At 53.3% G+C, this 20,308-nt stretch carries 20 protein-coding genes and 3 tRNA genes; 4 read left to right on the top strand and 19 right to left on the bottom strand.

The features are described 5' to 3' along the window. Positions 1 to 7: 7 nt before the first annotated feature. The 7 genes from JJE36_02255 to JJE36_02285 form a co-directional block, all read right to left on the bottom strand. Positions 8 to 883 carry a prepilin peptidase gene (locus tag JJE36_02255; protein MBK5211130.1) on the bottom strand — a complete coding sequence of 292 codons (876 nt, stop codon included), beginning with the start codon at positions 881 to 883 and terminating at the stop codon, positions 8 to 10. Then, on the bottom strand, positions 880 to 1,233 hold the full coding sequence (locus tag JJE36_02260) for a type II secretion system protein (protein ID MBK5211131.1): 354 nt from the start codon (positions 1,231 to 1,233) through the stop codon (positions 880 to 882). Before JJE36_02260 ends, JJE36_02255 begins: the two co-directional genes overlap by 4 nt. A 119-nt stretch (positions 1,234 to 1,352) precedes the next feature. Next, positions 1,353 to 1,766, bottom strand: coding sequence for a prepilin-type N-terminal cleavage/methylation domain-containing protein (locus JJE36_02265; GenBank protein ID MBK5211132.1), 414 nt, complete (start codon positions 1,764 to 1,766; stop codon positions 1,353 to 1,355). A gap of 147 nt (positions 1,767 to 1,913) precedes the next feature. Further along, a complete protein-coding gene (locus JJE36_02270; protein ID MBK5211133.1) occupies positions 1,914 to 3,128 on the bottom strand; it encodes a type II secretion system F family protein in 1,215 nt (404 codons plus the stop codon). A 73-nt stretch (positions 3,129 to 3,201) separates the two neighbouring features. Continuing rightward, positions 3,202 to 4,887, bottom strand: coding sequence for a Flp pilus assembly complex ATPase component TadA (gene tadA / locus JJE36_02275; GenBank protein MBK5211134.1), 1,686 nt, complete (start codon positions 4,885 to 4,887; stop codon positions 3,202 to 3,204). Continuing rightward, positions 4,888 to 6,552: a Flp pilus assembly complex ATPase component TadA gene (tadA, locus tag JJE36_02280; protein ID MBK5211135.1), complete on the bottom strand. Its 1,665-nt coding sequence runs from the start codon at positions 6,550 to 6,552 to the stop codon at positions 4,888 to 4,890. Positions 6,553 to 6,561: 9 nt separating this feature from the next. Next, a complete protein-coding gene (locus JJE36_02285) occupies positions 6,562 to 6,993 on the bottom strand; it encodes a peptidylprolyl isomerase (GenBank protein ID MBK5211136.1) in 432 nt (143 codons plus the stop codon). Positions 6,994 to 7,132: 139 nt separating this feature from the next. Between JJE36_02285 and JJE36_02290 the strand changes: the two genes are divergently transcribed. Then, positions 7,133 to 8,035 (top strand): adenine glycosylase, encoded by a 903-nt coding sequence (locus JJE36_02290; GenBank protein ID MBK5211137.1) that lies wholly within the window; start codon positions 7,133 to 7,135, stop codon positions 8,033 to 8,035. A 26-nt stretch (positions 8,036 to 8,061) separates the two neighbouring features. On the opposite strand, the gene JJE36_02295 is transcribed toward JJE36_02290, so the two are convergent. Genes JJE36_02295 through larB form a run of 3 tightly spaced genes read right to left on the bottom strand, consistent with a single transcriptional unit; the run spans position 8,062 to position 10,373 of the window. Continuing rightward, complete coding sequence (locus JJE36_02295; protein MBK5211138.1) at positions 8,062 to 8,304, bottom strand: 4Fe-4S binding protein; 243 nt, start codon at positions 8,302 to 8,304, stop codon at positions 8,062 to 8,064. A gap of 35 nt (positions 8,305 to 8,339) precedes the next feature. Next, positions 8,340 to 9,566 (bottom strand): nickel pincer cofactor biosynthesis protein LarC, encoded by a 1,227-nt coding sequence (gene larC / locus JJE36_02300; protein MBK5211139.1) that lies wholly within the window; start codon positions 9,564 to 9,566, stop codon positions 8,340 to 8,342. Positions 9,567 to 9,575: 9 nt separating this feature from the next. Beyond that, entirely contained in the window at positions 9,576 to 10,373 is a 798-nt protein-coding gene (larB, locus tag JJE36_02305) for a nickel pincer cofactor biosynthesis protein LarB (GenBank protein ID MBK5211140.1), read from the bottom strand. A gap of 46 nt (positions 10,374 to 10,419) precedes the next feature. Between larB and serS the strand changes: the two genes are divergently transcribed. Further along, positions 10,420 to 11,700 carry a serine--tRNA ligase gene (serS, locus tag JJE36_02310; GenBank protein ID MBK5211141.1) on the top strand — a complete coding sequence of 427 codons (1,281 nt, stop codon included), beginning with the start codon at positions 10,420 to 10,422 and terminating at the stop codon, positions 11,698 to 11,700. A 38-nt stretch (positions 11,701 to 11,738) separates the two neighbouring features. On the opposite strand, the gene JJE36_02315 is transcribed toward serS, so the two are convergent. The 9 genes from JJE36_02315 to JJE36_02355 form a co-directional block, all read right to left on the bottom strand. Then, positions 11,739 to 12,530 carry an amidohydrolase family protein gene (locus JJE36_02315; protein MBK5211142.1) on the bottom strand — a complete coding sequence of 264 codons (792 nt, stop codon included), beginning with the start codon at positions 12,528 to 12,530 and terminating at the stop codon, positions 11,739 to 11,741. 119 nt (positions 12,531 to 12,649) lie between these two features. After that, a tRNA-Arg gene (locus JJE36_02320) sits at positions 12,650 to 12,726 on the bottom strand. Between the two features lie 177 nt (positions 12,727 to 12,903). Beyond that, positions 12,904 to 14,496 (bottom strand): AAA family ATPase, encoded by a 1,593-nt coding sequence (locus tag JJE36_02325; GenBank protein ID MBK5211143.1) that lies wholly within the window; start codon positions 14,494 to 14,496, stop codon positions 12,904 to 12,906. A gap of 206 nt (positions 14,497 to 14,702) precedes the next feature. Beyond that, positions 14,703 to 14,796: transfer RNA gene (locus JJE36_02330), tRNA-Ser, on the bottom strand. 60 nt (positions 14,797 to 14,856) lie between these two features. Continuing rightward, positions 14,857 to 14,949, bottom strand: a tRNA-Ser gene (locus JJE36_02335). Between the two features lie 123 nt (positions 14,950 to 15,072). Beyond that, entirely contained in the window at positions 15,073 to 15,897 is an 825-nt protein-coding gene (locus tag JJE36_02340) for a DUF4097 family beta strand repeat protein (protein ID MBK5211144.1), read from the bottom strand. Further along, positions 15,881 to 16,483: a DUF1700 domain-containing protein gene (locus JJE36_02345; GenBank protein MBK5211145.1), complete on the bottom strand. Its 603-nt coding sequence runs from the start codon at positions 16,481 to 16,483 to the stop codon at positions 15,881 to 15,883. Before JJE36_02345 ends, JJE36_02340 begins: the two co-directional genes overlap by 17 nt. Next, entirely contained in the window at positions 16,476 to 16,796 is a 321-nt protein-coding gene (locus JJE36_02350) for a PadR family transcriptional regulator (GenBank protein ID MBK5211146.1), read from the bottom strand. Before JJE36_02350 ends, JJE36_02345 begins: the two co-directional genes overlap by 8 nt. A gap of 38 nt (positions 16,797 to 16,834) precedes the next feature. Beyond that, a complete protein-coding gene (locus JJE36_02355) occupies positions 16,835 to 17,077 on the bottom strand; it encodes a PspC domain-containing protein (protein ID MBK5211147.1) in 243 nt (80 codons plus the stop codon). 172 nt (positions 17,078 to 17,249) lie between these two features. Between JJE36_02355 and JJE36_02360 the strand changes: the two genes are divergently transcribed. Continuing rightward, positions 17,250 to 18,359, top strand: a complete 1,110-nt coding sequence (locus JJE36_02360; GenBank protein ID MBK5211148.1) for an NUDIX domain-containing protein — start codon at positions 17,250 to 17,252, stop codon at positions 18,357 to 18,359. Further along, complete coding sequence (locus JJE36_02365) at positions 18,281 to 20,236, top strand: DUF2207 domain-containing protein (protein MBK5211149.1); 1,956 nt, start codon at positions 18,281 to 18,283, stop codon at positions 20,234 to 20,236. Before JJE36_02360 ends, JJE36_02365 begins: the two co-directional genes overlap by 79 nt. Positions 20,237 to 20,308 lie beyond the last annotated feature (72 nt).

A 20,308-nucleotide genomic window follows, 5' to 3' on the forward strand; every position in this document is an offset into this window, starting at 1 on the left:
ACGTGCGTTAAAACAGCAGACCTGTATACCCTATCCATAAGTTCTGCCCAAACAACAGTATAACGAACGTGGCAAGCGCTATGAAAGGTCCGAACGGTATTTTCATGGAAAGTGATACTGTGCGGTTGCCAAGTTTTGCACTACCTATGGCGAGGAGACCGATTATCGCCGCAACGGGGAGGACGAGCCCGCCGAATCTCCCGAGGAAGAGCCCGATTACGATGAGCAACTTGATGTCCCCCATGCCGAATCCACTTTTGTGTCTGAGTGTGCGGTAAAGAAACGCTATGAGCGCCGCCGGTCCCGCAGCGAGAAGTATGCCGATTATTCCTTCGACAATCGGTGCGAAGGTGCTTTTTTGCGCCGAGGCGGTCAGAGCGACGGTTCTCGGCAGCGATGTGGATTGTGCCAAAGTATTCATACAGCCGGGGATGAGAGTCAGCACAACCGCCGTCAAGCTGAGCACTCCGAGAGTGGCGACAAGCGAGTTCGGAAGTCTTTTCGTATCGTAGTCGATGAACGAAAGAAGCATGAGCAGGTAGAGGAAAACGCTGAGAAAAATCGCCTGGATGAGATTTGTTCCGATAAGGGCCGCTACGGCGAAGAGTATGCCGCCCGAGAGCTCGACGAGCGGGTAGCGAATCGAAATCGCTTCATGACAGGTGCGACATTTCCCCTTAAGTACAAGGAAGGAAAGAACGGGAATATTATCGTAGGGTTTTATGGGTGAACCGCATGTCGGACAGTGAGACGGTGGAAAGCTCAATGATTCTTTGCGGGGGAGGCGCCAGATGACGACATTTCCGAAACTTCCGAAAATCACTCCGAAGAGGAAGAATGCTCCCGTAAGTGCGTAGCGAATGAAATGCGGATCGATCATCATTGGTGATTATGCAGCGGATTGATGACACCCTGGACCACATGGTAGGTCGCGGGGTGGGACTTCACGCTGCATTCCAGGGAGGTTATTCCGCGGGTGATATAGGCGTTGACATCGGTATCGTTTATCGCGCTTATTGGTTTTCCTGAAATCAAGGCCGCACGGGCAACCGCCAGGTTGATGGTGTCGACATTGGCCGCGCATGCTTTTTGATTGTCCTTCTGGATGGAATTATTGAAGAGACCGACAGCCATAGTGACCAAGAGGCCCAAAATCAGCACGGTGACCATGAGCTCTACCAAAGTAAAGCCGTTCTCAGCGTATATAAAGGTGTGTCGGCGATTTGTTTTCATGCTACGAGAATACCACGTGGCGGGGGGTTATACATCGCAGAGAAGAAAGAAAAACCGCCCTTCTCGGGGCGGTTTCTAGAGACGATCGTATTGCGAAGACCTCGGATAAGCGAGATCGGCTATGGAGTGACAACGGCGGTGGGATCGGCGTGTACATATGGGTCGGCTGTTGTACCTGTACCTGTGATGTGGGCCACTTCAACCACACCTTGGCTGCCGACGCCACCAGGGGCGACCACGGCACTGATTGTATAAGCGATGTTGTAAGGGCACTGGGGAGCTGTCTTGAGGTAGCCTGGAATGAGGGCTCCAGTTCCCGAGGCAGCGTCTGTGGCAAGTGATGTGACCGTGTCCTCGGTGGTTGCAAACTGAGAGATGGCGCCGTTGATGGTGCGGATGTTCGCTCTGCAGGTGTTAATCTTTGCCTTCGCCGTGGCGTTGTTGAAAATCGGAATGGCGATAGCCACCAAGATACCGATGATCAATACAACAACCATCAACTCGACGAGGGTGAAGCCTTCGTCCTTACGGATTGTTTTTGACATACGTTTCTCCTCTGTTGCACGTCTTATGAATAATCGGGGGTGACCATTCCTTCGGCGCGCCCTTATGAAAACTTAGACCTTTGCATGATACACCTTTGAGGTAAGTATACAATACTTTAAGCAGACGCTATAAAACTATTTGACGATGGCGACCATTTGGAACATCGGGAGATACAGGCCGATGACCATTGTGCCCACCACGCCGCCAAGTAAAGCCATCATGACCGGTTCGAGTGTCGACGTCAACGAAGCGACTGCCGAAGAAACCTCTTCATCGTAGAAGTCGGCTATTTTAGAGAGCATGACGTCAAGCGAACCGGTTTCTTCGCCCACGGCGATCATTTGAGAGACCATGGAAGGGAAAATTTTCGATTCCGAGAACGGTTTTGCGAGAAGATTTCCTTCTCTCACCGATTCTTTCGCCTCTAATACGACCTTTGCGATCGCTTCGTTACCGGATGTGTCGGCGACGATATCGAGACTTGCCAACATCGGTACGCCGGCGCTGACGAGCGTGGAAAATGTTCTCGTGAAACGCGACATGGCCATTTTTTTCGCAATCGAGCCGGTGACGGGCATGTTCAAAACAAGCGTATCCCATGTGAAAGCGCCCGAACCTTTGCGCCACTTGTTGAACCCCCATACGGCGGCGATGACCACGACGAATGTCGCCGGTCCTTTCCAGCTGAGGAGCGCATCCGATAGCGTAATCATCACAGCTGTTATCGCCGGTAATTTCGCTCCCATGTCGGCAAACATCTTCTGGAATGTCGGAACGATGAAAATCAACATTGCCAGCGCGATGATGAAAACCAAAGCGCCCATGGCAACCGGATAGGTGATGGCCGATTTGATTTTTCCTCTTAAAGCGAGCTCGCTTTCGAAGTGGTCTGCGACGCGCACGAGAACGATATCGAGAACACCGCCGACTTCTCCGGCGTGGACCATCGATACGAATATTTTCGGAAATGCTTTCGGGTGTTTGGCAACCGCAGCTGAAAGAGAACCGCCCGACTCGACGTCGAGCGAAATTTGGGCGATGACGCCCCTCAGCGCGACGCTATCGGTCTGCGCGCTCAAAATCGTCAGGCATTTGGTGATGGGAAGCCCGGCTTCAATCATCGTCGCGAATTGGCGGGCGAAGATGGCGACATCCTTTCGCTTGACTTTCTTTCCACCGATGCTGAGGCTTCCGACATCTGCGAGTTTGCTTTGCTCGCGAATTTGTAAAATGACTTGGTCGGCGGCGGCGAGGCTTTCTTTGACCAAAGCCACGTTTGCGGCGATGATTTTCCCTTTGGTGATCTTGCCCGATTTTTTATCGCGGACTTGGTAAGTGTATGTTGCCACGCTTGCTCCTCTGACGGCGCCGATGCGAGTTTATAACGCGAAGTGTACTGACATCCTACTGATGTTGCCCGTCTTATGCAATAACGCGCATGATCTCTTCGAGCGAAGTCTGACCGAGGCGAGCTTTTTCCAGACCGTCCTGCATGAGAGTTTGCATTCCCTCCTCGATTGCAGCCTTTTTAATTACTTCGCCGGGTGCGCCCTCCACGGTCAAATTTCCGATTTTCTCGGTTATGGACAGTATTTCATGCACGGCGATTCTTCCTTTGTACCCGGAATTGTTGCACTTTCTGCATCCCTTCGCCCGGTAGAGCTTATCCGGCAGGTCGTCGGGGTTGTATCCGATGCGAATCAACGCTTCCGAATCCGGAGTGTACTCTTCTTTGCACTCGGGGCAAAGAAGTCGGGCGAGTCGCTGGGCGACTACGCTGTCGAGCGCCGAAGATATCAAAAACGGTTCGATTTCCATTTCCGTCAAACGAGTGATGGCGCTTGCCGCATCGTTGGTGTGCAGAGTCGAGAGCACCAGGTGACCGGTCAGAGCGGCCTCGATTGCGATTCGCGCCGTCTCTTTATCGCGAATTTCTCCGACGAGGATGACGTCGGGAGAGCATCGCAGAAACGAGCGAAGCGCCCGCGCGAACGTCAGACCGGCGCTGTTGTCGATTTGCACTTGGTTGATGCCGGGGAGACGGTACTCGACGGGGTCCTCCGCGGTCAGAATGTGTTTTTCAGGCGAGTTGAGCACATTGATCGCCGCATAGAGGCTGGTCGACTTACCCGAGCCGGTCGGACCGGTCACCAAAATCGTTCCGTAAGGCTTTTTGAAAGCGGTTTCGAACAATTCGAGATTGCGGGGAGAAAATCCGAGGTCCTCGAGCTTGAGGAGCACCGAGTCGGTACGTAATATTCGCAAAACGATGCGCTCACCGTAAATGGAGGGCAGGGTGGACACACGGAGATCGACCGTTTTGTTGCCGACATTGACGGAACTGTGGCCGTCTTGCGGTTTACGTGTTTCGGAAATATCGATATCCGCCATGATTTTAAATCGTGAGATGATTGCGGTTTGGCTCGATTTCGGGCTCCTCATAATCTCATGGAGCACGCCGTCGGTTCGGAACCGAATGCGCAAGTCGTGTTCTTGCGGCTCGATATGGATATCGCTTGCGCCATCGGCGACGGCCTTTTTGAGGATATATTTGACCAGCTTGACGGTCGGGGAGTCATCGACGACCTCGTTGAGGCTCTGAAATTCTACGAGTGCCTCGTTGGTGTCGCCTTCTTCATCACGCAGCTTTTGCAAGTCGATATCGGCGTTGGGATTCGAGTACACTTTTGCAATCAAGTCGGTGATAGCCGTGTCGGTGGTCATAATCGGAATGATGGTGCCCCCGGTGATGAGGCGCAGGTCATCCAACGCACCGATGTCACGCGGATTCGATGTCGCAATGGTCAAAGAGCGATCTTTCAACTTGATGGGAACGACGCGATACTTTTCCGCGAGGTTGCGCGGGATGAGCGTTTCGAGAGTCGGGTCGATTTCGATGTCATTTTCGCCGAGAAACGGTACGCCGAGTTGAAGCGCGATCGCCTTTACCATGTCGTGTTCGGTGGCGTAACCGAGTTTCGCTATGATGCTTTGAATCTTAATCCCGGGGTGGTCCTTTTGGTACGCCAACGCGACGTCGAATTGTTCGGGAGTGATTACCTCCGCTCGTATGAGGCGTTGTCCGGTCAGCAACGGGGTCTTTGCCATTTAGACCACCACTCGCAATACTTCTTCGATGGATGTGAGCCCTTCGATGACTTTTGCAAATCCGTCGCCACGCAACTCTTGCATTCCTTCTTCGACGGCGATTCTGGATAGTTCATCGGCTGATGCGTTACGAACGATCGCCCGCTCGAGTTCTTCCGAGACGGCCATGACCTCGTGTACGCCCATGCGTCCCTTGTAACCGATTTCACTACAAGCCCTGCAACCTTTCGCCCGGTAGATGAGCGGCGTTTCGCCTGTTTCCTTATTATAGGGAAAGCCTGCTTTTTCACAGGCCTCGATTGTGGGCCGGTACGCTTCCTTGCATTCGGGGCACAAGCGTCGTGCCAGTCGTTGAGCCACGACGAGCACAATCGCGCTTGCGCTCAAAAAAGGCTCGATGCCCATTTCAGTCAAACGAGTCAGTGCGCCGGGCGCATTGTTCGTGTGCAGAGTCGAGAGGACCAAGTGCCCGGTCAGCGCGGCCTCGATGGCTATCTTGCCTGTTTCCGTGTCGCGAATTTCACCGATCATCACCTGGTCGGGGTCTTGCCTGAGTATCGAGCGCAAAGCGGAGGCGAACGTAAGGCCGGCTTTTTCGTTGACCTGGATTTGCGAAAGTCCGTCCAGTCGATATTCGACCGGATCCTCGACGGTGATCAAGTTGATTCGAGGATCGGCGGTTTCGTTGACTGCGGCATAGAGCGTGGTCGATTTACCCGAGCCGGTCGGTCCGGTGACTAAAATCATGCCATGCGATCTTTTCAAGGCGTCGATGATGTGCTTGAAGTTCGTATCGTTGAACCCGAGATCGGTCAGCGACAGCATAATCGAGTCGCGGCGTAAAAGTCGCAGTACGGCGAGCTCGCCGTGAATGGTCGGCAAAATCGCCACACGGAAATCGATGATTTTTCCCTTGAGGTTCACGCCGAAACGTCCGTCTTGAGGCTTGCGTCGTTCTGCAATGTCGAGGTCGCATTGAATCTTGAGCCGGTTGATGAATTGCCGGTGCAAGGATTTTGGAGCGGAAAATATTTCCCGGCAAACGCCATCGATTTTAAAACGGATGGCCATTTCATGCTCATGAGGTTCGATGATTATATCTCCGGCGTTGAGAGTGATTGCATCGGAGATGATTCTATTCATCAGTTTTGCGACGACGGTATCCTCGGTGTTTTCGTCTGTCAGATGGTCTTCGACTTCAACTGTGGTGTCGTCGGCCATCGACTGCAGGTTGGTTTGGTCGGCCATAAAACGTTCGATTGCGTCGAACACTGCGGTTTCAGGTGCAACGACGACTTTGACCGAGAGTCTGGTGAGCGTGCGAACATCGTCGCGAGCCAAAATGTCGGAAGGGTCGACCATCGCCATGGTAATCTCTGAATTCGAGATCGCGATGGGAATCATGTGGCTTCTCAGAAGAGTATCGGTCGGGATTTTCCTTATGGCCTGCGGATTGAGTTCGAGCGCCTTGATGTCGCAGAACTCGCAATGGTAGCTTGAAGCAACCGCGCGCGCGATTTCTTCTTCGGTGGTGAAATGGAGTTCTTGCGCCACCGCAATGGGAGACCGACCGGATGCGTCTTCGAAAACGGTTTGCACCTGTTGTCCGGTTAAAAGCCCGGCTTTTCTGCAGGTCTCAAATATTTGTCGATACGAGACGCTCATAAAGTGTCGTTAATCCTTCGCGATAATCTCAACGAGTTCGATTTCGAATGTGAGGTCCTCGCCGGCGAGTGGGTGGTTGATGTCGAGAGTGGCATTTTCTTCGTTGATGTCGACGACGGTTGCAGGGATTACCTGGCCCTCGGGTGATTGCAGCTCAAGCATCCAACCTTTTTCGGGTAGTTTCTCTCCGAAAAACTCGAGAGGCACGTGTTGGATGAGTTTGTCGTCGCGCACGCCGTATGCTTCGTCTGCCGGGATGGTGATGGTGACCGTCTCCCCGATTCCAAGGCCGATGACGGCTTTGTCGAATCCGGGAATCACTTGGCCCGCACCGAGGTCGAACTCGAGAGGCTCGCGACCGATGCTCGAGTCGAATTGTTCACCGTTCGAGAGCGTTCCGGTGTAGTTTACTTTTACTTTATCGCCTGTGGATGCTTTCATTGAGTTCTCCTCATGGTTATTTCGTGTACCGGTAGTCAGAGTAAGCGGCTTCCGATGCCCTAGGATACTAGAGTATCCGACCACAGTGTTTTATGCTAATACTAAAGAGCTTCGAGGGTAGGGTATTTTCGTGGATAACATGAGCTGCACACAACGGAACGATACGAACGAGTCGCGTAAGGGCGGGGCACCGAAGGGCGGGGCTCATGTCGGCTCGGAGGCGGTCGTCGCATTGGTCGATGCCGTTCTCGGGGTCGCTGAAGAACTGTATCGCGATTTCGAGTGGAGGCGCACGGCGGATCCTTATCGTGTGCTGGTTTCCGAGGTTATGCTACAGCAGACTCAGACGGTGCGTGTCATACGCTACTATGCGCGGTGGATCGAAAAGTTTCCGACCTTCGATGCGCTTGCGGCCGCGTCGACACTCGACGTGCTCGAAGCGTGGCAAGGGCTCGGCTACAACCGTCGTGCGCTCGCACTTCACGAGTGCGCCAAACAGGTGTCGACGTTGCATGCGGGCCGATTGCCGCAGAATGTCGAGGAACTTGTGGCGTTGCCGGGAATCGGGCCGGCGACCGCTGCCGGGGTGCTCGCGTTCGCTTTCAACGAGCCGTCCGTCTACCTCGAAACGAATGTGCGAACCGTGGTGCTTCATGAGGTGTGGCCGGACAGAGAAAATGTCGGCGACAAAGAGGTGAGCGCCATCGTCGAGGCCGCCGCTGCGCTCATCGCTTCGCGCGGCATAGATTCCCGCGTCTGGAATTATGCGCTTCTCGATTACGGTGCATGGCTGAAGAAAATGTTTCCGAATCCCTCGCGTAGAAGCAAACACCACACGAAGCAAAGTGCCTATGAGGGTTCTCGCAGGCAGAAGCGTGCTCGTTTGTTGCGCGTCATGCTGGATGTGCCCGACGGCACCGCCACGTACTATGCGCGGGAGTGTTCCTATGGGATCGATGTCGTCGATGATGTCATGGGCTCGCTGTGCGAAGAAGGTTTTGCGGTCTGCGATGAAACAGGGCGCTATTCGATAAAGAATTAACGATTGCGGTGGTACTCGCGCAGGAATTAACGATTGCGGTGGTACTCGCGCAGGGCTTTCGGGTCGAACGGGTCGGTGTCGACCTTTTGAACGGATATCGCGCCGAAACGGCAGAGTGGGACGCAAACGCCGAGCCCGTCGCAGAATCTATCCTCGACGATTTCGGGCTTGTGGTTTACCATCTCGATCACTTGCTTACCGCATCCGTCGGCGCATGTGCCGCATCCGGTGCATTTGTCATAGTCGAAAACAATCATGTCGCGAATCATTTTTTGCTCCTTGCCGTCAGAAAGTTTAGATTATTCTAAATACTTTCCGTCAGGTTAGAAATCTTAACAAGGACATCGTGATAAAGCAAGTTATTTTCACGAGCAATCCGCGCGATGTCTTCATGCTCGGGTCGATAGCGTCCGGCCCCGTGCTTCAACGTGATCGTGCCCCACTCGGTGTCGACATCGACGGTCTCGCGATGTGCGATGAGCCGGGGCTGGACGATTACGCGCACGCCGAGTGTGCCGGTCAAAGCGACGATGCGCTCTGCGAACATTTCTGCTTCAGTCGGAGAAACGAGCACCGAAAGGGTGAGCGCCGCTCGGCCTTTCTTCATGGCGATGGGGGTAATCCACACATCGAGAGCACCTTCTGCGACGAGCTCCTCACCGGCGAAAGCGACTGCTTCGGGCGTGATGTGATCGATATTGGTTTCAAGCAAAACGGTGGTATCGGGCGTGAGCGTCGTGGGCGCCGCCGTGCCGTGGGTGGCTTTTGTAGCCGCCTCCCCGACGATGAGTCTGCATATGTTTGCCTGTCCGATGTCTTTGGTCCCGGCTCCGTATCCGAGCAGAATCGGAGTCATCGGCGGCACGGGGCCGAAGCCTGCCGCGAGATGGAGCAGTGCCGCGCCGGTCGGTGTGGTGAGCTCTCCGCTCGCCGAGCTGACGGTGGTCGGTTTGCCGAGGAGGAGCGCCGCCGTGGCGGGAGCTGGAACGGGAATCTCTCCGTGTGCGGTCGTCACCGTTCCCGAGCCGAGTGCCGGTGGAGTCGCATAGAGCGCCTGAATGCCGAGAGCATCGATTCCCGCGCATACGCCGACGACATCGCCGATGGAGTCGAGCGCACCAACTTCATGGAAGGTCACCTCTTCTGTGGCGACTCCGTGGACGAGCCCTTCGGCTTCCGCCAAACGAGTGAACACGTCGATTGCATTCGTTTTCACGGGAGAGGGAAGGTCGGCGGTGTTGATGAGCTTACGGATGTCTTTGAAAGACCGGGAGTGTGGCTCAAGCGTTTGAGATGTGATCGAGACGGAGGTCGCACTGATTCCGTACGACGATGTCTTTGTAATCGAGACCACCGCCTCGGGGGCGACTTGCGTGATGGCGTTTTGCAAATCCGCAGCGCTGAACTGACCGAGTTGCGAACCCGCTTCGATGAGCGCGCCCAAGAATTTGTCTCCCGATACTCCCGTCGAACAATCGAGGTGAGCCAGTATCTGCGGAGTTTGCGTATCTGTCGTGGTTTCTGTACTCATCGGCTTTCCTTAATGTTTGGGGTTGTTGATGCGAGAAGCTAATACGGCAGCTCCGAAGCCGTTGTCGATATTGACGACGCCGATACCTGACGCGCACGAGTTGAGCATCGACAGGAGCGGAGCGAACCCGGCGAGATTGGCGCCGTAACCGACGCTCGTCGGCACGGCGACAACCGGCACATCGACGAGTCCGGCGATGAGAGAGGGAAGCGCGCCCTCCATACCGGCGACGGCGATGACAACGTGTGCCTGGCGAAGAGTGTCCGTGTGCTCGAGCGCGCGGTGCACGCCGGCGACACCGATATCGTAGAGCCGTTCCACTTTTGCGCCGAAGGCTTCCGCACAGAGGGCGGCCTCCTCGGCGACGGGTAAGTCGGATGTGCCGGCGGATGCGACTACAATCAATCCCACCGGGTCGGGAATTTCAACGTGTTGCGGATTCGCGGACACGATTTCGATGATACGAGCGGTTTTGTGGTAGACGACTTTCGCCGAAGTGGAGGAAAGTGCCTGCAAAACGGCGCGGCGGTGTTCCTCGTCGGCGCGAGTCGCCAGTATGAGTGGGTGCCGTGCAATAAGTTCGGTTGCGATGCGCGCTGTCTGCTCCGGAGTCTTTCCCTGCGCGAAGATGACCTCGGCAAAACCGCATCTGTTCGCTCGCTCGTGATCGACTCGTACGTCGACATGACCGTCTTCTCCGACAAGTTCGGTCGTTTTCGCATTCAGTATTTCAGAGGCTACCGAGCCTGGTGTTCTGGTGCCGTCGGCAAGTGCCGAGAGTAATTTGTCCAATTCTGTTTTGTCCATAGTAAAATTGTACCTTGTAATCATTCATTTTATTGAGGAGACTGTCGTGCTCGAAGCCAAATTCATTCGTGAAAATCCGGAAGTCGTCGATGCCGCCATGAAAGCGCGCAACTCCTCGTGGGATGTCGAAAAATTTCTCGAGCTCGACAAAGAACGTCGTGCGCTCATCGGAGAAGTCGAGGCGCTTCAGGCTCGTCGTAACGAGGCGAGCAAGATGATAGGTTCGCTGATGCAGGCGGGCAAGGTCGGTGAGGCACAAGAGGCCAAAGCCCGCGTCACCGATCTCAAAGATGAAATCGCCGTCCTCGAGACGAGAAGCAAAGAAACCGATGCCGCCGTCACCGAACTTTTGGCGACCGCGCCCAATATTCCCGATTCATCCGTACCTGTGGGTAAGGATGAAAGCGAAAATGTCGAAATCAAGAAGTGGGGAACTCCGCGTGTCTTCGACTTCGAAGCGAAAGCGCACTGGGATTTGGGGCCGGCTCTCGGTATCATCGACTTCGAGCGCGGCGTGAAGTTGGCCGGTTCGAGTTTCGTCGTGCTCGCCGGTAAGGGCGCCATGCTCGAGCGAGCTCTCATCAACTTCATGATCGATACGCATGCCGAGGCCGGCTTCAAAGAGTGGTGGCCTCCCTATATCGCCAATGGCGATTCTTTGTACGGCACGGGGCAACTGCCTAAGTTCGAAGATGATCTCTATAAGACCGGTGAAGGCTACTATTTGATTCCGACTGCGGAAGTGCAGCTCACCAATCTCCATCGCGACGAGGTGCTCGACGGCGCCAACCTTCCTTTGCGCTACTGTGCCTTCACCGCGTGTTTTCGTGAGGAGGCGGGCAGTGCCGGGCGTGATACGCGAGGCATGATCCGTGTGCACCAGTTCGATAAGGTCGAGATGGTCAAATTTGCTTGTCCCGAAGAGTCCTTCGACGAGCTCGAGTCGATGACGATCGAGGCAGAAAAGGTTCTCGAGTTGCTCGGATTGCCCTATCGTCGCATCGTGCTTTGTACCGGCGACATGGGATTCGGATCGGCCAAGACGTATGACATCGAAGTGTGGCTGCCGAGTTACAACGATTACAAAGAGATTTCCTCTTGTTCGAACTGTGCTGATTTCCAGGGCCGTCGGGCGAATATAAAATACCGTGATCCAGAAAATTTCAAAGGATCACGGTATGCTCATACGCTTAACGGTTCGGGACTGGCTGTCGGTCGCTGTTTTGCGGCGATTGTCGAAAACTACCAGCAGGCCGACGGAACGGTTCTTATTCCTGAAGTTTTGCGCCCCTACATGCGTGGGCTCGAAGTAATCGAACCTGAGTAGTCGGAACGCAGGTCCGCCCGATGAGTTCGGGCCCCCTGTTATGGGAGTGCGAGCAAGCCTTCGGCGGCGCCGTGCATGAGGTTTTCGAGTTCCGAGTCGCTCAAACCGAGTGATTCGATGATATTCAAACTGTCTGCGGGGTCGGTCCACGGTCCGTCGGTGCCGAAGGTGATGCGGTCGAATCCGTGGCGACGAGCCATGCGTAAGAACTGATCGTTGTCGATATGCCCGAACGTATAGGCGGTATCGAACCACACATCGCGTCCGATGAGATATTTCTCGACATCGTCCCACATGTTGAATCCGCCGAAGTGTGCCAGGCAGAGTTTTATGGTCGGATATCGATTGAGCACCTGTGCGAACTCTTTCGGCTCACCGAGCTTGGTGTGAGGATTTTCGTCATCTCCGGCGTGGAAGTAGCCTATCAGTCCGAATTCGACGGTCGCCTCCCAAATCGCCTCCATACGTGGATCGGTCGGACGCACACTTTGGTAATCGGGGTGCATTTTGTAGCCGACGAGTCCGAGTTCCTTGAAGTGTGAGAGCACTTCACGAGGGTTCGGCGTATCGGGGTGGATGGCACCGAAGGGGACGATATGCTCGCGTGGTTGCGTGGCCGCGTACGCGTTGATCGTGTCTACTTGGCGAGCGGAAGTCGCTACCGGAACGGTCCACGATTGCGTGATGCCGTACTGTTTCATCGAGGCGAGGAGCCCGGCGAGCGTTCCGTCATAGTGCGGAAAATAGACTCCTTCGATCGCGAGTTGTTCCGTCGCATGCGGAGCGAGCTTATCGGGGAATACGTGAGTGTGGGTGTCGATTATTTTCATACGTCGGCTCCTTTTTCAGATTTTTTCTAACGACAATCTAACGACATCTAATGACAATCTAATGACAAGTTGAATAAAACGAAAAAAACCAAGCACCTGCTTGGTTTGAAGTTTAGAAATGGTGCGCCCTGCAGGATTCGAACCTGCGGCGTTCTGATTCGTAGTCAGACCCTCTATCCAGCTGAGGTAAGGGCGCATCGTGCTTTACAGCGAGATACTATTTTGCCCGTCTCAATCGGTAATGTCAAGAAAAGGGCTCGCGTAAAATCAGAAAAATCATTACAAATCGATTGCGCCTTTTTTGATACGATAGCCGTAGTTAGGGAATACTTTTCCAAGCACAACGTTAATTTCGTCAACCAAACTTGCCCAATCAGTCGTTTTCATTTTTCTCGGATATTTCCCACCGTGCCTTCACTCCAAAGCCCTTACTGACAATCTCCCCGGCTCTATTTAGCTTTGCAAGTATTTGACTTGCGGTTTGTGGTTCTAAACTCATCCCCATTCGCTCCAAAAGCAATCCTAAGATTTCCTTACGAGTTAAAGGAGCCTTGCAGAGCAGTTTTAATATTGCGTCTGAAACACGGTCGCTGGATCCTTTTTTCTCGGCTTCTCTCTTGCTTGCTATCGCAGGAAGCTCAGCAATGCCATTTCTTTCTCCTCCTTGGCCGAGAAACTGCGCAAGCGCATAGAAGGGGACATCTTCAATTGCTCCGTCTTTTGAGCGAGAGGAGGAGGATGCGCGCATGGCTAATTCAGGTTCGTATCGTTTAACGTAGCTCGCCAGGCTCTTTGCCCTTAAGTTCGTGCCGTACTTTACCTCGAGCGGTACGACACCGCCAATATTCTTCACTCCATCTAAGACGAAATCGATCTCGGTTCGGGTGCTTTCATTTTGGTAGTAGTTGAGTCCGTTTCTTCCCGTCGAGCAAACTTCCTGAAGTGCTAACTGTTCTCCAAGAGCGCCCTTGAATTCCTTGAACACTTTGTCGTCTTCTAGGATTGTTTGAGCAGGGAGATTGGTCATTGCGCCAAGTAATCCGACATCGAGGCAATAAACCTTGAATGCTTCATCGTCTTGATAACTTGCCAAAGGAACACGTGGGGTATTTACGCGCTTTACCCTGTGAATAAGAGAAGCATCCTCAAGCCATTGCAAGCCCTCTTCGAACCCCCTTGCGCGAGCAGACGGCTTGATTCTCTTAAAAACGAACTTCTTGTTTTCCTGCGATAGGTTTGCAGGTATCGATTTCCAGATGAGACGTAACCGCTCCGCCATCACTTCGTCTGCGTGTTTAGAGAAATCTTTCTCGTACGAGGTCAGAAGCTCTTGCTGGATTTCTCTAACCGTATTGAAGTCTCTTGTTTCGGCGAATTCGCTTACTGCTTCGGGCATCCCCCCGACATAGATGTACATGCGAACGAGCTCGATGAGCTCTTCATGGAAGGGATGAAGGGTATCCCAGTCAAGGTTTCGAATAGAGTCCACGTGTATACCGAGTCCAAGGGCTTGTAAAAACTCGCTTATGGTCAGCGGATACAATTCAAGAAAAGACACTTTACCTACAGGGAAAGACACGCCATGCAAAGCGATGCCAAGCGACGATCCGGCTGCTACTACAAGATATTCGGCTGCTTCTTCCTGGAAGTATTTCAGCGCTGTTAAGGCCCGTGGGACTTCCTGAATTTCATCGAGGATAATCAAGGTTTTCTCCGGCTCAATTCTTTCTCCGCTTTCCGCTTGGAGAATGGGGATGAGCCTTTTTGGAGATAAGGAACCTTCGAAAGCAGAGGGCATGTGTTGATTGTTGTCGAAGTTGATATACGCCACATTATTGAAATGAGTTTTGCCAAACTCCTTGAGGAGCCATGTTTTTCCGACCTGACGTGCGCCGCTTAATATCAAGGGTTTGCGCCTTTTTGAGTCTTTCCATTTGATAAGACTGCGCATAGCGTCTCTGTCCATGGGTGCCACTTTCTTTATATGAAAAATAATATTAGCTACACTTTATTGGATATGATTATAGGGTATTAAAACACATTTTTCTATATGATAATCATATTGGCGGCAACCTGATCGTTCTGGGGGGATGACGTGCGAGTAGATGTCCATGATGGCATATAAAGAGAAAACTGCAGGCACAGAACGTGCCTGACAGTGTAAGAAATCGGTGGCGGAGAGCGAGGGATTCGAACCCTCGAGAGTGGTTTTGCCACTCTACTCGCTTAGCAGGCGAGCGCCTTCGACCAACTCGGCCAGCTCTCCGTTGATGGTGCATTGCTAATGGTACAGCATTGAAAGATAAACGTTGAAGATGGATATTCCTGGCGGAGGGGGTGGGATTCGAACCCACGGTGCGGGGGTTACCCGCACGACAGTTTTCAAGACTGTTGCATTCAACCACTCTGCCACCCCTCCATCAAGGATAGCGCCGACTAGAATAGCATATTATCGAGCCGAACGGTACAGGGAAGCGCGTCTTTTTGCGGTAAAACTTCCGGCCGCAAGTGCACTCGGCGCATGCTCGACACACGCTCGACTTCATCGTATGGTGATGTCTCCCAATGATGTCGAGACGGTCACATTGCTCTTTGCGCCGTAGTCGACGTTCAAAGAATCAGCGGCATCGGATCCGTTGGATTTTTCGGGGAAATGGATAGTTCCCACCGAGGTCTCCAGCTTATAGTTGTGCGCTGAAACTCCGTTCACACTTTCGAAACGAACATCTCCCCAGTCGTTATTCACGCCGACTTCGCCTTCGAACGTGCCGTTCACACTGACATTGCCGCGAGAAGAGTCTATCTTCGTGCGGCCTCTTACCGTCGAGTTGCTTATGTTGATATCTCCGAAACTAGCCGACAAATCCAGCTGTCCGGCTCGGAGACCGGTGAGCCTTATGTTACCGATGGCGTTTTCGAGAGTCACGCCGGAAAGATCGGTGTTTGCCGGAAGATAGACGGTCACTTTATTCTTTGTGGTGTATGCGCTATAGCTCTCGTCGATGTGGTTGAAACCTATTGAGAACCCTTCACGGGATGTATGTTTCGATGTAACTGTCAGCACACCGTTTTCCAGCGTGCACGCGGTGGTTTCGAGATTTCTGAGAACGACCTTGGTTTTCGTGCCTCCTTGGACGATTTCGACATCGCCCCTCGTGGCGGAGAGATTGATTTCTTTGACGGCATCCGAGAACGTTTTCGTCGTCTCGGGCACGCGTTCGTCTTTTTTTACCCGGTGAAAGCCCTTCGAGTCTGTCCACACGCTGTGGTCGATTCCTCCGAGCGCGAATCCGATGGTTCCCAGAACTCCTCCGAGGACGACGAGAACAAGAGAGAAAGCTAAAATTTTCTTAGTAGACTCTTTCATTTTTTCTCCCCCTTTTAAGGATTTTGTTGAATAAGTTGGCAACTCCGTGAGCACATTTCACGGCAATCCACTTGAACGCGGGGAAGGTGATTAGGCTTATTCCCATGAGCGCGAGCCCGGTTCCGACGATTAAAAGTGCGAGAGGCAAATCGACGAAAAGGAGAATGACTCCGATGGTTGTCAGCACGAAGCCGGCGACGGCAACGGCGAGAAGTGCGATGAACACGGAGATGATCGCCGAGAACAGTCCGATTGCCACCGAAAAGATGACGGCAAGCGCCGCAATGGCGATCGGAAGGGCGATCGGAGCTGCGAAGATGGCGAGGATCACGTACCATATCGCGGACACGCCTTTCTTGACCGACTGGGGATTTTCGCTCATTTCTTTCATTGCATAATTGGAAAGAATTTGCGTGGCCACCTCAGAAGGGCTTCCTAGATCAGAAAGGACTTTTTGCTCGTTCTCGGGTCCCGCATCGTCGAAATATTCGCTGTAGTACGTAATGGCGAGAGCGATTTCCTCAGGAGGCATTTTGTGAAGTCTGAGTTTTTTATCGAGTTCTATGAGAAAGTCCGTTCTATTCATGTGAGAGACCTCCCGACAAAACTTTTTCGATACTTGCAGCATACGTTTTCCATTCGATTCGATATTGTTCGAGCTGCGTTGTTCCACTTTGGGTGATTCGATAATATTTTCTGTTGCGCCCTTCGAAAGGCTGACTGTAGGACTCAAGGAGATTCCCTTTTTCAAGCCTTCTGAGCACGGGATAGAGCGTTGAGTCGGACACGGTGACGATTTCTTTGATGTTTTGCGTCAGGATATATCCGTAGGCATCGCCTTCGGAAAGCACTGCGAGCACGCATGCATCGAGCAAAGCGGCTCCGATTTGAAAAACCATGTGTCCTCCTTTCATGACGAAGCGTCGATGACTACGGTTTAGGCTTTCGGGTAGTCTGTCGGCGGATTGTAGGTCGGAGGAGTCACGCTTCCTTTTTCGGGCAGCACTATCCATAAGATGATATAGACGATGAACCCTGAACCGACCCCGAAAACACAGAGCAAAGCGGCGACGATGCGGACGAGACTGACATCGATGTCGAGATATTGTGCGAGTCCCGAGCACACACCGCCGATCATTTTATCGGAAGAATCTTTATAAAGCCTTTTTTCGGAGTTCATGGTGGATCCTTTCTCTTTTCGGGTGATAACAACGTGAATGACCATGCTGTTTCTTAAACAATACTATACAACATATAATATCATTTGCAAGATGATATTGTATTTTGCTTCACGCATGCCTTTCCCCTGAGCAAACGGTATAAAATGGAACAGAGATTAGGGAGTGTAAAACGTGAGCTTGAACGAATACTCTGAAATAGACGAAAACATGAATTCGGATGAGCGCTATATGGCGCTGGCGCTGGAAGAAGCGCGCAAGGCCGCGGCGATAGGCGAGGTTCCCATCGGCGCGGTCGTGGTATGCGACGGGCGGGTTGTCGCACGGGCCTTCAATCGACGCGAAATCGATCATGATCCGGCCGGCCATGCCGAGCATGCCGCCATTCTCAAAGCCGCGCGAAGACTTGGGCGTTGGCGACTTTCGGATTGCACCGTTTACGTCACACTCGAACCCTGTCCGATGTGCGCCGGTCTCATGCACCAGGCGCGAATCAAGCGATGCGTGTTCGCGGCTTATGATCCGAAGGCGGGTGCGCTCGGTTCCCTCTACGACTTGCACGACGATGAGCGTTTGAACCATCGCTTCGAAATCGAAACCGGAGTTTTGCAAGAGGAAAGCTCTCGACTCCTCAAAGAGTTTTTCAGGGATTTGCGCGGACGAGAAAAGAAGCCCGCCGTTTTCGAGAACATCCGTCCCGGTTCTCAAGAAGAAGTGGCGAAACGGCCCGCGTGGATGAAGGCTCCCTCTCTTGCGGAAGCCACTTTGACATCGGATGTCGCTTATAAAGGACGCATTTTCAACGTCGAGGAATTGACCGTACGGCTTCCCGATGGAAAGACGGGTCGCCGCGATGTCGTTCGCCATCAGGGTGCGGCCGCGATTTTGGCCATCAATGAAAACGACGAGGTCCTCCTCGTGAACCAATGGCGCAGTGCACTCGGACGAGTCGAGTGCGAGATTCCCGCGGGAAAAATCGATCCGGGAGAAAACCCGCGTGACTGTGCCGTCAGGGAGCTCGCCGAAGAGACGGGCATATCGGCAGGGCGTTTCGAGTATTTGACGACAGTCGACACAAGCGCCGGGTTTTGCGATGAGGGGCTGCATATATACGTGGCTCGCGACCTCGAGCAGGGAGCGACGAATCGAGATGAGGACGAGTTCCTCGAAATGCAGTGGGTCGATTTTGAAGAAGCGCTGGATTCATGCTTAAATGGACAGATACAAGACTCGAAGACAATCATCGCCCTGTCAGTGTGGGGGCACAAACGGTGTCGAGGATAGAGGCGACCATGTCGATACATGTCGGGCGGTTCAAGAAAATATCGAGGACACTTGCACTCGTTGCGTTCATCGCGCTTGCGGGCGGTGTGTTTTTGCCGACGATGGCCCATGCAAAATCTTATGTCGTTGACAACGTCGCGATAAAAGCGAACCTTGACGCAAAAGGTGGTATGGACGTCACCGAAAAGCGCACATTCGATTTCAGCGGTGACTATTCATTCGTGTACTGGGAGTTTCCGGTCAGTGCCAATCAGGCGTTTAAGGTGGACGGGGTCTCGGTAGCCGATGGAACGGGAAGCGCAACGAATCTCAATCGGCAAGATGCTTCCGGCGTCGACGGCTCGTATACGCTTTCGACTGAAGGCGATGCGTACAAATTGACCACTTACAAGAAAGCGAGCGACGAAAAGCTCACGTACACCATCACGTATCATTACGATGATGTGATCGGTCGGTATGCCGATACCGCCGAGTTATATTGGCAGTTCATCGGCAAAGGATGGGGGGTGCCGACGAACAAAGCGACGATCGTCATATATCCTCCCTCGACTTTGGCGAAGAAAGATATTCGCGCGTGGGCCCACGGACCGTTGAACGGAAACGTGACAATCGGTGAGGATGGAAGCGTGGAACTTGCCGTCGACAGCCTCCCTGCCTCGACTTTTGTGGAGGCGCGCGTGTTGTATCCGCCGGCCGTGTTCAATACGGCCTCGAAGTCGGATACGAATCACAAACAAGCCGTCATCGCAGAGGAAACGGCGTGGGCGAATAAGGCGAATACCCTCAGGAGAGACGCGCGCATTAAAACTGGCCTTGTAAACGGAGCGGGACTCTTGGGCGCCCTTGTGATTTTCGCCATCGTTTTGTGGATGTTTCTGCGATTCGGGAAAGAGCACCCTTCCACTCTCGCGATGGATGGAAAGTATTGGCGCGATGACCCCGACGCAACATTGCCGCCGGCGATGATCGGTTGCCTGTGGCGCTTCGGCGAAGTGACGCCGAACGATATCGTCGCAACCGTCATGCAGATGACGGATCAAGGTGTCATTAAGATGGTAGAGAATCGAGAGGAACAAAAGTCGGCGTTCGGTCATGTGAAGACCGAAATCACCTATGACTTCGTGGTCGATGTCGAAAAATTGGCTGAAGAGCATTCCCTCAACCGGACGCTTGTGGAAACTTTGATGGCGACCGGCGCGGGGGATACCTTCACCTTCGAATCGATTAAGTCTTACGCAAAGAGCGAAGCGAAGACCTACGCCGAAAAGCTCAATGCGTGGAAGACGCAAGTAAAAGGCGAAGTCGAGGCGGCCGGCTACATCGAAAGTGATTCGGTGACGGCTCAGACCATCGCATCGATTCTCGTTGTGGCAGATATCGTCGTGGCCGGAGTCGTCGGAATCTACGGTGGTTCACTCAGCGTCGCGCTGATAATAGCCGCATTCGCGCTTCCGTCGGCAATTTTTACGGCCATGATGAAGCGCAGATCGAAGGAGGGTGACGAACTTTATCGTCGCTATACGGGGATACGCAATTACTTGAGGGATTTTTCCCATCTCGACGAGGTGCCTCCGACTTCGGTCGTCATATGGAATCGGTACTTGGTTTTGGCGACCGTGTTCGGTATTGCCGATGAAGTGTCCAAACAACTCGCTGTCACCCTTCCCGAAGTCGTCAACGACAGCGGGTTCGGAACAAGCTACATTTGGTTTTACGGTGGCATGGCGTATGCGAATCCGGCGAGCATGTTCGCCTCCTCCATTGCCTCTGCAAGTAGTCTCGCCGCAAGCCAGATGTCGAGCGGTGGCGGCTTCGGCGGTGGCTTTTCCGGCGGAGGCGGTTTCGGAGGCGGAGGCGGCGGAGGCGGAGCGGGCTGATGAAGTTCCCCATGAACCGATCCGGAAGGGTCCTGTCTTTTATTCAACTTAGGAGCGCTTGTGGTTTCCTCA

The sequence above is a fragment of the Coriobacteriia bacterium genome (assembly GCA_016649875.1).
Classification (GTDB): domain Bacteria; phylum Actinomycetota; class Coriobacteriia; order WRKU01; family JAENWW01; genus JAENWW01.